This is a genomic window from Novosphingobium album (ex Liu et al. 2023) (assembly GCF_029076845.1).
Taxonomy (GTDB): Bacteria; Pseudomonadota; Alphaproteobacteria; order Sphingomonadales; family Sphingomonadaceae; genus Novosphingobium.
Map to the genome: position 1 here is coordinate 260,440 of NZ_JARESE010000062.1, position 12,573 is coordinate 273,012.

The 12,573-nt window shown below is 67.1% G+C and carries 13 protein-coding genes; 5 read left to right on the top strand and 8 right to left on the bottom strand.

Annotated elements, in window-relative coordinates; all coding sequences use genetic code 11:
• Positions 1 to 33 precede the first annotated feature (33 nt).
• The 6 genes from queA to PYV00_RS18365 all read right to left on the bottom strand — a co-directional run bounded on the left by queA (position 34) and on the right by PYV00_RS18365 (position 3,934).
• Complete coding sequence (gene queA, locus PYV00_RS18340) at positions 34 to 1,062, bottom strand: tRNA preQ1(34) S-adenosylmethionine ribosyltransferase-isomerase QueA (protein WP_275229735.1); 1,029 nt, start codon at positions 1,060 to 1,062, stop codon at positions 34 to 36.
• A gap of 38 nt (positions 1,063 to 1,100) precedes the next feature.
• The gene (locus tag PYV00_RS18345) at positions 1,101 to 1,772 is read right to left on the bottom strand and encodes a peptidylprolyl isomerase (RefSeq protein WP_275229737.1); all 672 of its coding nucleotides are present in this window, start codon (positions 1,770 to 1,772) and stop codon (positions 1,101 to 1,103) included.
• A gap of 122 nt (positions 1,773 to 1,894) precedes the next feature.
• A complete protein-coding gene (coaD, locus tag PYV00_RS18350) occupies positions 1,895 to 2,422 on the bottom strand; it encodes a pantetheine-phosphate adenylyltransferase (RefSeq protein WP_275229738.1) in 528 nt (175 codons plus the stop codon).
• Entirely contained in the window at positions 2,422 to 3,327 is a 906-nt protein-coding gene (locus PYV00_RS18355; RefSeq protein ID WP_275229739.1) for a polyprenyl synthetase family protein, read from the bottom strand. The genes coaD and PYV00_RS18355 overlap by 1 nt, the downstream gene beginning before the upstream one ends.
• Before the next feature lie 3 nt (positions 3,328 to 3,330).
• Positions 3,331 to 3,585 carry an exodeoxyribonuclease VII small subunit gene (locus tag PYV00_RS18360; protein WP_275229740.1) on the bottom strand — a complete coding sequence of 85 codons (255 nt, stop codon included), beginning with the start codon at positions 3,583 to 3,585 and terminating at the stop codon, positions 3,331 to 3,333.
• 58 nt (positions 3,586 to 3,643) lie between these two features.
• A complete protein-coding gene (locus tag PYV00_RS18365; protein WP_275229741.1) occupies positions 3,644 to 3,934 on the bottom strand; it encodes an NINE protein in 291 nt (96 codons plus the stop codon).
• 106 nt (positions 3,935 to 4,040) lie between these two features.
• Between PYV00_RS18365 and purL the strand changes: the two genes are divergently transcribed.
• Positions 4,041 to 6,275 (top strand): phosphoribosylformylglycinamidine synthase subunit PurL, encoded by a 2,235-nt coding sequence (gene purL, locus PYV00_RS18370; RefSeq protein WP_275229742.1) that lies wholly within the window; start codon positions 4,041 to 4,043, stop codon positions 6,273 to 6,275.
• 114 nt (positions 6,276 to 6,389) lie between these two features.
• Here purL and PYV00_RS18375 read toward each other — a convergent pair whose 3' ends face one another.
• Together PYV00_RS18375 and serB are read right to left on the bottom strand one after the other, a co-directional pair.
• On the bottom strand, positions 6,390 to 7,043 hold the full coding sequence (locus tag PYV00_RS18375) for a DUF1345 domain-containing protein (protein ID WP_275229744.1): 654 nt from the start codon (positions 7,041 to 7,043) through the stop codon (positions 6,390 to 6,392).
• Positions 7,044 to 7,052: 9 nt separating this feature from the next.
• Positions 7,053 to 7,934 carry a phosphoserine phosphatase SerB gene (gene serB / locus PYV00_RS18380; RefSeq protein WP_275229745.1) on the bottom strand — a complete coding sequence of 294 codons (882 nt, stop codon included), beginning with the start codon at positions 7,932 to 7,934 and terminating at the stop codon, positions 7,053 to 7,055.
• Between serB and miaA the strand changes: the two genes are divergently transcribed.
• From miaA to ilvC, 4 genes are all read left to right on the top strand, one after another.
• Complete coding sequence (gene miaA / locus PYV00_RS18385; protein WP_275229746.1) at positions 7,927 to 8,910, top strand: tRNA (adenosine(37)-N6)-dimethylallyltransferase MiaA; 984 nt, start codon at positions 7,927 to 7,929, stop codon at positions 8,908 to 8,910. The genes serB and miaA overlap by 8 nt on opposite strands.
• A 186-nt stretch (positions 8,911 to 9,096) precedes the next feature.
• A complete protein-coding gene (gene ilvB, locus PYV00_RS18390; RefSeq protein WP_275229747.1) occupies positions 9,097 to 10,839 on the top strand; it encodes a biosynthetic-type acetolactate synthase large subunit in 1,743 nt (580 codons plus the stop codon).
• A 13-nt stretch (positions 10,840 to 10,852) separates the two neighbouring features.
• Positions 10,853 to 11,371 (top strand): acetolactate synthase small subunit, encoded by a 519-nt coding sequence (gene ilvN / locus PYV00_RS18395; protein WP_428981655.1) that lies wholly within the window; start codon positions 10,853 to 10,855, stop codon positions 11,369 to 11,371.
• A 125-nt stretch (positions 11,372 to 11,496) separates the two neighbouring features.
• Positions 11,497 to 12,516 (top strand): ketol-acid reductoisomerase, encoded by a 1,020-nt coding sequence (gene ilvC / locus PYV00_RS18400; protein ID WP_275229749.1) that lies wholly within the window; start codon positions 11,497 to 11,499, stop codon positions 12,514 to 12,516.
• The last annotated feature ends 57 nt before the right edge of the window (positions 12,517 to 12,573 follow it).

Sequence of the window (12,573 nt, forward strand, 5' to 3'; positions counted from 1 at the left end):
TCCCACAGAGTACCATTCCGATGGGAGACCGCCTCAAGGCAACAGCAGGCTCGCGTCGCCGTAGCTGTAGAAACGATACTCGCGCGCGATCGCATGGGCATAGGCCGCCCGCATCCGATCGAGGCCCATCAGCGCGGACACCAGCATGAACAGCGTCGATCGCGGCAGGTGGAAGTTGGTCATCAGCCCGTCGATCGCGCGGAAGCGATAGCCCGGGGTGATGAAGATCGCGGTATCGCCTTCGAACGGCCGGATCACGCCATCCTCGCCCGTCGCGCTTTCCAGCAGGCGCAGCGAGGTGGTGCCCACCGCGATCAGGCGCCCGCCGGCCGCGCGCGCGGCGTTGAGCCGGTCGGCGGTGGCCGCGTTGATCCGGCCCCATTCCACGTGCATCCGATGCTCGGCGGTATCGTCGGCCTTGACCGGCAGGAACGTGCCCGCGCCGACATGCAGCGTCAGCGTCTCGCGCCCCACGCCGGCGATATCGAGACGCTCGACCAGTTCGGGCGTGAAGTGCAGCGCCGCCGTCGGCGCGGCGACGGCGCCTTCCTTGCGCGCGAACATGGTCTGGTAATCGCTGCGATCGGCATCGTCGGTCTCGCGCTTGCCGGCGATGTAGGGCGGCAGCGGCATCCGCCCGGCGCGTTCGAGCAGCAGTTCCACCGGCTCGCTGCCTTCGAACCGCAAGGTCCAGCTGCCATCGTCGTGGCCGGTCTCGGCGATTGCGGCGACATCGGCCGGGAAGGCGATCCGGTCTCCTTCGCGCAGGCGCTTGGCATTGCGCACGAAGGCCTGCCAGCGCCTGAGGTCGATCCGCTTGTGCAGCGTCGCGCCGATCCGCGCCTCGCCGCGCAGCCCTTCGAGCTGGGCCGGGATGACGCGGGTATCGTTGAACACCAGCACGTCGCCCGCGCGCAGCAGCAAGGGCAGATCGCGCACCGCATGATCGGTCAGCGCCCCCTGCCCCGGCACCAGCAGCATCCGCGCCGCATCGCGCGGGCGCGCGGGACGCAGGGCGATCCGCTCGGGCGGAAGCTCGAAATCGAAAAGATCAACGCGCATGGAATACAGTGCCTGGAAGGGCCCGCAGCCCCCGGCGGTCAGTTCGACCGGGAGGTGTTGAGATCGCTGACCGAGGGCATCGCCGCCGGGGCGGGCGGCGCGACCGGCGCCGGCTTGTTGTCCGATGCCAGCGAGGCTTGCAGGATGCGCGTCGGATTGGCCGGCGGCTCACCCCGCTCGATCGCATCGACATAGTTCATGCCCGAGATCACCCGGCCGAACACGGTATATTTGTGGTCCAGCGCAAAGCGCGGATAGAACACGATGAAGAACTGGCTGTTCGCGCTGTCGGGATCGTTGGTGCGCGCCATCGACACCGTGCCGCGCAAGTGCGGCAGGGCGTTGAACTCGGCCTTGAGGTCGGGCAGCGTCGATCCGCTGGTGCCGGTGCCGGTGGGATCGCCGGTCTGCGCCATGAAGCCATCGATCACGCGGTGGAAGATCACGCCGTTGTAGAAGCCCTGCGCGGTCAGCGTCTTGATCCGCTCGACATGGTTGGGCGCCCACTGCGGCATCAGGCGGATGCCCACGCGGCCGCCGTTCGACAGATCGAGGTACAGCACGTCCTGCGGATCGTGCGTGGGATCGGGATCGACCACGGTGGACAAGGCGGGCTTGGGCGCGGGGGCCGGCTGCTCCTTTTCCGCGAAGGCGGGCGTGGTCGTCAGGGCAAGGCCGATCACGGCGGTCAGAAGCTGGCGAAACGTCATCGGTTACTCACATCATGGGCTTTGCGGGCGACGATCGGCCACCGCGCGTTCCGGGCGAATGTCGCGCCGATAGAACCGAACCGCTGTCAAGACAATGAACGGTGCGAATTACGGGGCAAGACTCAGTAGTCGCCTTGAAAGCCCGTCAGGGCGATCCGCGCGACCACGTCCTCGCGCACGGCGGGGCTGACGAACTTGCCGATATCGCCGCCGAACACGGCGATTTCCTTGACCAGCTTGGACGCGATCGGCTGCAGGCTGACGTCGGCCATCAGGAACACGGTCTCGATCCGGGGGTTGAGCTGCTGGTTCATCCCCGCCATCTGGTATTCATATTCGAAGTCGGCCACGGCGCGCAGGCCGCGCACGATGACCGAGGCGTTCTGCTTTTCGGCGAACTTCATCAGCAGCGCGTTGAAGCCGACGACGCGGGCATTGGCGATGCCCATCGCCGCCACTTCGCGCTCGACCATGGCGATGCGCTCTTCGGGCGTGAACATCGGGTTCTTGGACAGGTTGGTGGTCACACCGATGATGAGCTGGTCCACCAGCTTAGAGCCGCGCCGGATGATATCGGCGTGGCCCAGCGTGATCGGATCGAACGTGCCGGGATAAACCCCGACCCGCAGCGCTCCACCCGTTTGCGGCATCAATGGTCCCTTTCGATGATATAGCGGGCCAGCGCCCGCAGCACGTCGGCCTCGCGCCCGTGCTGCGCCAGATGCGCCACGGCCTGATCGACCAGCACTTGCGCCTGCGTCCGCGCGCGTTCGGCGCCGAGCAGCGAGACGAACGTCTCCTTGCCGGCCACCGCGTCCTTGCCCACCGCCTTGCCGGCCACGGCGGCATCGCCTTCGTGGTCGATCAGATCATCGGTGATCTGGAAGGCGAGGCCGATGTCGCGGGCAAAGCCGCGCAGATGCGCGCGCCCTTCCACCGGCACGCGGCCGAGAATCGCGCCCATCTCCACCGCCGCGCCCAAAAGCGCCCCGGTCTTGAGCTGTTGCAGCCGCGTCACCGTCTGGAGATCGAACTCGCTGGTTTCGGCCACCAGGTCCATCATCTGGCCGCCGGCCATGCCGCGAAAGCCGCTGGCGGCGCCCAGCGTCTGCACCAGCTCGATCCGCACGAACGGATCGGCGCTCGTCGCCGGCTCGGCCAGCATCTCGAACGCGAAGGCATGGAGCGAATCGCCCGCCAGCACCGCCGTCGCCTCGTCGAACGCGACATGCAGCGTCGGCTTGCCATGGCGCAGGGCATCGTCGTCCATGCAGGGCAAATCATCGTGGATCAGCGAATAGACGTGGATCGCCTCGATCGCCACGCCCGCGCGGATCGCCGCGCCGCGATCGACACCATACATTTCGGCCGTGGTCGCCAGCAGCAGCGGGCGCAGCCGCTTGCCGCCGCCGATCGCGGCATAGCGCATCGCCTCGACCAGCCGCGCGCGGGCATCGTCGGGCACCGGCAGCAACGCGTCGAAAGCGGCGTCGATATCGGTCGCGATCCGATCGAGCGCCTGGACGAGAGGGCTGTCGATCACGCCCGGCCCCACCGGTCAGCGCTCCGGCGCATCGAAGGGCTGCGTGCCGGCGGGCACGCCATCGGGGCCGGCGACGATGCGTTCGATCCGCGCCTGGGCCGCATCCAGCCGGGCCTGGCAATGCTTGCGCAGCGCCTCGCCGCGCTCGTAGAGCGCGATCGAGGCATCGAGCGGCACGTCGCCGCTTTCCAGCTTGCGGACCACGTCTTCCAGGGCTCGCAGCGCATCCTCGAAGCTCAGAGACTCTATTTCGGTGCCGGCGCTCTCCATGGTCCTGCTTTGGCCATGCGCGCTGACCGGGTCAAGCGGCGAGCGCCCGAATCGCGCGCTAGCGGTGTGAGGCCAGGATCAGGAAGAAGTCCATCACCAGCCAGACCAGGATCACACCGACCACCAGCAGCGCCAGCTTGATCCCGCCGACAATGGCGCCGAAGATCACGCCAAAACAGGTCAGCGACAGCAGGATCAGGCCCGAGGTGGTGCGGCCCATGTAGAACCGATGCGCGCCCAGGCCCCCCAGGAAGAACAGCAGCACAAGCTCGATCGCCATCTGCCGGCTGGTGTCCGCCCGGTAGAGCGGCCGCGAAACCATGCCGATATCGCCGTGATACTTCGTCATTTTCGCGCCCCCCATGATGGCCGTGCGCGATCCTTATGCCGATCCGCGGGTAAACGTCGGGTTTAACAGTGGAGGTCGCCGCGCACCCGCGCTAAGGCGCGTGGCCATGCCAGGAATCACTCCCGAGATCGTCGAGGCGCACGGCCTCAGCCCCGAGGAATATGCGCGCGTGCTCACCGCCATCGGCCGCGAGCCGAACCTGGTGGAGCTGGGCATCTTCTCGGTCATGTGGTCGGAGCATTGCTCGTACAAGTCGAGCCGCTTCCACCTCAAGCAACTGCCCACCAAGGCCCCGTGGGTGATCTGCGGCCCCGGCGAGAACGCGGGCGTGATCGACATCGGCGAGGGGCCGAATGGCGTGGGGCAGGCCGCGATCTTCAAGATGGAGAGCCACAACCACCCCAGCTATATCGAGCCCTATCAGGGCGCGGCGACGGGCGTGGGCGGCATCCTGCGCGACGTGTTCACCATGGGCGCGCGGCCGGTGGCCAACATGAACGCGCTGCGTTTCGGCCGGCCCGATCATCCGAAGATGAAGCACCTGGTGCAAGGCGTGGTCTCGGGCATCGGCGGCTATGGCAACTGCGTGGGCGTGCCGACGGTGGGCGGCGAGACCAATTTCCACAAGGCCTATGACGGCAATATCCTGGTCAACGCGATGACGGTGGGCGTCGCCGATCAGGACAGGATCTTCTATTCGGCCGCCACGGGCCTGGGCAATCCGATCGTCTACGTCGGCTCCAAGACCGGGCGCGACGGCATCCACGGCGCCACCATGGCCAGCGCCGACTTCGACGAGAATTCGGACGAGAAGCGCCCGACTGTGCAGGTGGGCGATCCCTTCACCGAGAAACTGCTGATCGAGGCTTGCCTGGAACTGATGGCGACCGACGCGATCGTGGCGATCCAGGACATGGGCGCGGCGGGGCTGACCTCATCCTCGGTGGAAATGGCCAGCAAGGGCGGCGCCGGCATCCGGCTCGATATGAACAAGGTGCCGTGCCGCGAAGACGGCATGACGCCTTACGAGATGATGCTGTCCGAATCGCAGGAACGCATGTTGATGGTCCTCCAGCCCGGCAAGGAAGCCATGGCCGAGGCGATATTCCACAAGTGGGAACTCGATTTCGCGGTGATCGGCGAAGTCACCGACACCGGCCACATGGTGCTGGAATTCGATGGCGAGGTGGTCTGCGACATTCCGCTCGGCCCGCTGGCCGACGAAGCGCCGGAATACGAGCGGCCGCTGGTCACGCGCGAGGAATACCACGCATGGGCCCAGGTGCCCGAACTGGGCGCCGTGCCCGAAAGCGCGGATATCGGCGCGGACCTGCTCACGCTGATGGCCTGCCCCGATCTCGCCTCGCGCCGGTGGATCTACGAACAGTATGACAGCCAGGTCGGCGCCGACACGCTGCAGAAGCCGGGCGGCGACGCGGCGGTGGTGCGCGTCCACGGCACGGACAAGGCGCTGGCGATCAGCACCGATTGCACCCCGCGCTATTGCTATGCCGATCCTTACGAGGGCGGCAAGCAGGCCGTGGCCGAAACCTATCGCAATATCAGCGCGGTGGGCGCCACGCCTCTGGCCATCACCAATTGCCTGAACTTCGCCAATCCGCAGCGGCCCGAGATCATGGCCCAGATCGTCGGCTGCCTGCACGGCATGGGCGATGCCTGCCGGGCGCTGGACTATCCGATCGTGAGCGGCAACGTCTCGCTTTACAACGAAAGCAAGGCGACCGGCGGCGGCAGCGCGATCCTGCCCACGCCGGCGATCGGCGGCGTGGGCCTCATGACGAACCACGCGGCGATGGCGACGATCGCGCTGAAGGCCGAGGGCGAGACGCTGATCCTGATCGGCGGCGAAAGCGGCCACCTTGGCCAGTCGCTCTACTTGCGCGAGATCCTGGGCCGTGAGGAAGGGATGCCGCCGCCGGTGGGGCTCGCGCTGGAACGGCAGGCGGGCGAGCATGTGCGCAAGCTCATTGCCGAGGGCAAGGTCAGCGCGGTGCACGATTGCTCGGACGGCGGCCTGGCCGTGGCCTTGGCCGAGATGGCGCTGGCCGGCGGCATGGGCTTTGCCGTCGCCAGCCCCGAGGATATCCCTTCCGCCGCCGCCTTCTGGTTCGGCGAGGATCAGGCGCGCTATGTGGTTTCCACCAGGGATGTCATGGCGGTGCTGGACGATGCCGAGCACGCCGGGCTCAACGCCGTGGCGCTGGGCGAATGCGGCGGCACCGCGCTGGTGTTCCGCTCACCGGGCGCGGAAAGCGCGGTCGATCTGGCCACCCTGCGCGAAGCCAACGAGGCGTTCTTCCGCGACTGGATGGAACAGTAACCTCTCCGCCGCCGCCTGCGGTCCCCCATTGCAGGCAACGGGGAGGTGGCATTCACGCAGCGAATGACGGAGGGCTATCGACCTTCGCCCCGGATCGACGCCTGATGCGATTGCTCAGCTCGTGCTCGAAGCCAGCACGTTCACCGTCAGCGCCAGGATGCCCAGGTTGAACGCGAAGGCGAACAATCCCTGAAAGGTGGAAACGCGCCGCATCCGCGTGCTGGTGATGCCGATGTCCGCCGTCTGGCAAGTCATGCCGATGACGAAGGCGAAGTTGACGAAATCGGCGAAGTCGGGCGTGCAGTCGCCCGGATAGTCCAGCCCTCCGTGATCGCCCTCGCCATCGGCCGTGTAATAGAGCCGCGCGTAGTGGAAGGCGCAGATCAGGTTGGCGAAAGTCCAGCTCGCGATCAGCGTGACGACCAGCAGCGCGATGCCCCAGGGCCCCAGCCTTTCCTTGGCGAGGAACAGGGTGCCCAGCGTCACCAGCACGACCGTGCTGATCAGGCCGCTGAGCACCAGCAGCAGCACTTGCCCGACATCGTCGCGCTTGGCCTGGCGGCGCATGGCATCGGCATCGCCGCTGTACCAGAGGGGCACGCACGAGGCGAGGAAGGCCAGCGCGGCAAGGTCGAAACCGATCAGGATCGCTTCGGCCACCGGCAGCACGGCCACGCACCCGCCCATGCCAAAGACCAGCACGACGAGGAACAGCACATAGCGCGGATGCCGCAAGCGACTCAGCCAGCCCTGTTCCCGTCGCGTCATGGCGTGATCCTATACGACCCAGTCCTTCGCCGGAATGCCCAGCAGCTTGAGCACCGAGGTCAGGTCGCCACGATCGATCCATCCGTTCGCCGCCGCGCGCGCCCTGGGCTTGGCGTGATAGGCCAGGCCGTAAGTCGCCGCTTCCAGCATCGGGATGTCGTTCGCGCCGTCGCCGGTGGCCAGACTGGTGGCATTCTCGCCCAGTGCCGCCATCTCGGCCAGCAGCGTCGCGCGCTTGACCGAACTGTCGACCACCTCGCCCACCAGCCCGCCGGTCAGCTTGCCGCCCGCGACATCGAGGCGATTGCCCACGACATGTTCGAACCCCAGCATTTCGGCCACCGGATCGGCGAAGTGATGGAATCCGCCCGTCACCAGCACGGTGCGGCAGCCTTGCGCCTTGAGCGTCTCGACCAGCGTGCGCGCGCCCGCCATCGGCCGGATGCGCGTTTCCAGGCATTCGGCGATGGCGCTTTCGGGCAAGCCGGCCAGCAGGCCGACACGCTCGTACAGCGCCGCCGCGAAATCGAGCTCGCCCAGCATCGCCCGTTCGGTGATCGCGGCGATCTGCGGCTTGATGCCGGCGAAATCGGCCAGTTCGTCGATGCATTCCTGGCCGATCATGGTCGAATCCATGTCGGAGATGAACACGCGCGGGATCGCCGGCTCCTCGCCCATGACCAGCCCGTCGCTCGGCGCGAAATGCGCGTCGAGCACGTCGCGCAGGCCCGGCGCGTCATCGTCGGGCGAGCCGATCTGCAGCGTTTCGCCGCAGAAATCGAGCATGGCCGCGCTCGCCATCCGCAGCCCGCGCGCCGCCATCGCCGCGCGCGCGGCCTCGAGTCTTGCGGACAGGCTGTCCGGTTCTGCTATCAGCCGGGCGATGAGCACGGAGAATTCCTTCGATCTGTTGCGCGGGGCCGACCCTGCCCGGCCGCCGCTGGCGCTCATTGCAGGGCCGACCGCCAGCGGCAAGAGCGATCTGGCGGTCGCGCTGGCGCTGGAACTGGCGCGGCGCGGGCGGCGCGCGGTGGTGGTCAATGCCGATAGCGCGCAAGTCTACGCCGATCTCGCGGTGCTGAGCGCCCGCCCCTCGGCCGGGGACATGCGCGGCATCGCCCACCGCCTCTATGGCGCCTGGGACGGGGCGGTCTCCTGCTCGGCGGCCGACTGGGCCGCGGCGGCGCGCGTCGAGATCGCCGCGATCCACGCCGATGGCGCCGTGCCGATCCTGGTGGGCGGCACCGGGCTTTATATCCGCACGCTGCTGGACGGCATCGCGCCGGTGCCGGCCATCGCGCCCGAAGTGCGCGGCGAGGTCCGCGCCTTGCCCTTGGACGAAGCCTATGCCGCGCTGCGGCGCGAAGACCCGGCCCGCGCCGCCATGCTCGCCCCGGCCGATGCCGCGCGGATCGCCCGCGCGCTCGAAGTCGTGCGATCGACCGGGCGGACGCTGGCCGACTGGCAAGGCGAAGTGTCGGGCGGCATCGGTCCCGCGGTCACGCTCCATCCCGCGATCCTGCTGCCCGATCGCGCCGCGCTCTATGCGCGGTGCGACATGCGCTTCGCACGGATGATCGCGAGCGGCGCCATCGCCGAAGTGCGCGCGCTGCTGGCGCGCGGCCTGGCCCCGGACCTGCCCGTGATGCGCGCGATCGGCGTGCCGGAAATCGCCGGATTCCTCCGCGCGGAATGGTCGATCGAGGAGGCGAGCCGCCGCGCCGCGCAAGCCACGCGCAATTACGCCAAGCGCCAGTTCACCTGGCTGCGGCACCAGCCCCCGGCGCACTGGCCGCGCCTTGACTACGATAATTTCGACATAGATGTAACAAAGGAAATATTATTTCGTATTTTCCATTTGACCTGACATAATTTGTTTTCTAGTGCGCCGCTACCCGCGGACAGGAAGTTATGCGGGAGGAGAGGATGACCCGGCGCGGCGTTGTCGTGCCGGGTCGGTTTCGTTAAAGAGCGGGGTTTCCACTGCGGGAGCCCCTATCCAGCGAGCGGTCCGCCCCATGCGAGGAAGGCCGCCAGCGAGAAGGAATGTGACGTGAGTGAAGAGCGCAGCGGCGCGAACATCCTGGTCGAAAGCCTCGTTCGGCAGGGGGTCGAATTCGTATTCGGCTATCCCGGCGGCGCGGTGCTGCCGATTTACGATGCCCTGTTCGGCGACAAGCGCATTCACCACATTCTCGTGCGCCACGAAGCGGGCGCGGCCCATGCCGCCGAAGGCTATGCCCGTTCCACCGGCAAGCCCGGTGTCGTGCTCGTCACCTCCGGCCCCGGCGCCACCAACGCGGTGACGGGCGTGGCCGATGCGTTCCTCGATTCGATCCCGCTGGTGGTCATCACCGGCCAGGTCGCGACCGCGCTGATCGGTTCGGACGCGTTCCAGGAAGCCGATACCATCGGCATCTCGCGCCATTGCACCAAGCACAACTATCTCGTGCGCGATCCCGCGGACCTTGCCGCGACGATCGACGAGGCGTTCCAGATCGCCACCACCGGCCGCCCCGGCCCGGTGCTGATCGACATTCCCAAGGACGTGCAAGTCGCATCGGCGATCTGGCACGATGGCCCGCCGCAGCGGCGCGATCGCTACGCCCCGCGCACCCAGGGTTCGGCCGACGAGATCGCCCGCGCGGTCGAGATGATCGCGGCGGCCCGCGCGCCGGTGCTCTACACCGGCGGCGGCGTGATCAATTCGGGGCCCCGCGCCTCCGAACTGCTGCGCGAGTTGCAGGCGAAGACCGGTGCGCCCGTCACCTCCACGCTGATGGGGCTGGGCGCGTTTCCCGCCGACAGCGCCGACTGGCTCGGGATGCTGGGGATGCACGGCACTTACGAAGCCAACATGGCGATGAACCAGGCCGATTTGATCGTCTGCGTCGGCGCCCGCTTCGATGACCGCGTGACCGGCCGGCTCGATGCCTTCGCGCCCAATTCGCAGAAGATCCACATCGATATCGACCGATCCTCGATCAACAAGACCGTGCCGGTGGACCTGCCGATCGTGGGCGATTGCGCCACCGTGCTCGAACAGATCCTGGACTTGTGGGACAACCGCAAGCCACGCGACCTTGCCGCGTGGAAAGCCCGGATCGACACCTGGCGCGAGCGCGAGAGCCTTTACTTCCCGCGCTCGCCCCAGGCGATCATGCCGCAACTGGCGATCCAGCGCCTGTTCGAGCTGACCAGGGACCGCGATCCGATCATCTCCACCGAAGTGGGCCAGCACCAGATGTGGGCGGCGCAGCACTTCCACTTCTTCGCGCCCAACCGCTGGCTGACCTCCGGCGGCCTTGGCACCATGGGCTATGGCCTGCCCGCCGCGATCGGCGCGCAGCTGGGCCATCCCGATGACCTGGTGATCGACATCGCCGGCGACGCCTCGATCCAGATGAACATCCAGGAACTCGGCACCGCCACGCAGTATCGCCTGCCGGTCAAGGTCTTCATCCTCAACAACGAATGGATGGGGATGGTCCGCCAGTGGCAGGAACTGACCTACGAAAGCCGCTATTCGCAGTCCTATTCGGACAGCCTGCCCGATTTCGTGAAGCTGGCCGAAGCCTATGGCTGGAAAGGCATCCGCATCGAGGATGAAAGCCAGCTTGACGCCGGCATCCGGGCGATGATCGACCATCCCGGTCCGGTGATCGTCGATTGCCTCGTCCACAAGGAATCGAACTGCTACCCGATGATCCCGTCGGGCGCAGCGCATACCGATATGATCCTCTACGGCGATACGGTAGCCGGGACCATGGACGACGAAGCAAAAGCGCTGGTCTGAGGACAGGATACCCATGATGAAGATCAAGCACGAGGCCGAAGAGCGGCACGTCCTGGCCGTCACGGTCGACAACGAGGCGGGCATCCTTGCCAAGATCGCCGGCCTGTTCACCGCGCGCGGCTATAACATCGACAGCCTGACCGTGGCCGACATCACCGAGAACCACTCGGTCAGCCGGATCACCATTGTCACGCACGGCCCCCCGGCGCAGATCGACCAGATCCACGCCCAGCTCGAACGGCTGGTGCCGGTGCACAAGGTGATCGACCTGACCGAACTGGGCCCGCACGTGGAGCGCGAGCTGGCGCTGATCAAGGTTGCCGGCACGGGCGAAAAGCGCGTCGAGGCGCTGCGCGTGGCCGAAATCTTCCGCGCCCGCCCGGTCGACACCACCACCGAAAGCTTCATTTTCGAACTCACCGGCGCGCCCGACAAGATCGATTCCTTCGTCGCGCTGATGCGCGATCTGGGCCTTGTCGAAGTGGGCCGCACCGGCATCGTCGGCATGATCCGGGGAGCGAGCGAAGCCTGATTTTTCCGTCGCCGTCGTCCCTGCCCGGGCGGGGGCCCATCCCTGGATGCGCCATCCCGCGAATGGGTATGCACGGCAAATCATCTTGGCCCCGCCGGCGCGGCGGGTGACGAAAGGACCCAGAAATGAAAGTCTATTACGACGCCGATTGCGACATCAACCTGATCACCGACAAGAAGATCGCCGTGCTCGGCTATGGCAGCCAGGGCCATGCCCATGCGCAGAACCTGCGCGATTCGGGCGTGAAGGAAGTGGCCATCGCGCTGCGCGAAGGCTCGGCCACGGCGAAGAAGGCCGAAGCCGCCGGCTTCAAGGTGCTGTCGAACGCCGAAGCGGCCAAGTGGGCCGACATCCTGATGATCCTGGCGCCCGACGAGCATCAGGCGGCGATCTATGCCAATGACATCCACGCCAATCTGCGCCCCGGCGCGGCGATCGCCTTCGCGCACGGCCTCAACGTGCACTTCGGCCTGATCGAGGCGCGCCCGGATGTCGACGTGATCATGATCGCGCCCAAGGGTCCGGGCCATACCGTGCGCTCCGAATACCTGCGCGGCGGCGGCGTGCCTTGCCTGATCGCCATTGCCCAGGACGCCACCGGCAACGCCCACGACATCAGCCTGGCCTATGCCTCGGGCGTGGGCGGCGGCCGTTCGGGCATCATCGAGACCAACTTCCGCGAGGAATGCGAGACCGACCTGTTCGGCGAGCAGGCCGTGCTGTGCGGCGGCGCCACCGCGCTGGTGCAGGCCGGCTTCGAAACGCTGGTCGAAGCGGGCTACGCGCCCGAGATGGCCTACTTCGAATGCCTCCACGAGCTGAAGCTGATCGTCGACCTGATGTACGAAGGCGGCATCGCCAACATGCGCTATTCGATCTCGAACACCGCCGAATACGGCGACATCACCACCGGCCCGCGCATCATCACCGAAGAGACCAAGAAGGAAATGAAGCGCGTGCTCGCCGACATCCAGTCGGGCCGCTTCGTGAAGAACTTCGTGCTCGACAACCGCGCCGGCCAGCCGGAGCTGAAAGCCGCCCGCAAGGCCGCCGCCGCACATCCGATCGAGGAAACGGGCGCCAAGCTGCGCGCAATGATGCCCTGGATCGCGGCCAACGCCCTGGTCGACAAGTCCAGGAACTGAGCCTAGCCTGCCCGCTGTCCGCCCACCCCGTTTCCAGCGTGGGCGGACAGCGGGAGA

What these genes read in the sequence shown, in the direction of transcription:
- queA (WP_275229735.1), bottom strand. Translation starts at nt 1,062, where the DNA reads ATGCGCGTTGATCTTTTCGATTTCGAGCTTCCGCCCGAGCGGATCGCC.
- PYV00_RS18345 (WP_275229737.1), bottom strand. Translation starts at nt 1,772, where the DNA reads ATGACGTTTCGCCAGCTTCTGACCGCCGTGATCGGCCTTGCCCTGACG.
- coaD (WP_275229738.1), bottom strand. Translation starts at nt 2,422, where the DNA reads ATGCCGCAAACGGGTGGAGCGCTGCGGGTCGGGGTTTATCCCGGCACG.
- PYV00_RS18360 (WP_275229740.1), bottom strand. Translation starts at nt 3,585, where the DNA reads ATGGAGAGCGCCGGCACCGAAATAGAGTCTCTGAGCTTCGAGGATGCG.
- PYV00_RS18365 (WP_275229741.1), bottom strand. Translation starts at nt 3,934, where the DNA reads ATGACGAAGTATCACGGCGATATCGGCATGGTTTCGCGGCCGCTCTAC.
- purL (WP_275229742.1), top strand. Translation starts at nt 4,041, where the DNA reads ATGCCAGGAATCACTCCCGAGATCGTCGAGGCGCACGGCCTCAGCCCC.
- PYV00_RS18375 (WP_275229744.1), bottom strand. Translation starts at nt 7,043, where the DNA reads ATGACGCGACGGGAACAGGGCTGGCTGAGTCGCTTGCGGCATCCGCGC.
- miaA (WP_275229746.1), top strand. Translation starts at nt 7,927, where the DNA reads ATGAGCACGGAGAATTCCTTCGATCTGTTGCGCGGGGCCGACCCTGCC.
- ilvN (WP_428981655.1), top strand. Translation starts at nt 10,853, where the DNA reads ATGATGAAGATCAAGCACGAGGCCGAAGAGCGGCACGTCCTGGCCGTC.
- ilvC (WP_275229749.1), top strand. Translation starts at nt 11,497, where the DNA reads ATGAAAGTCTATTACGACGCCGATTGCGACATCAACCTGATCACCGAC.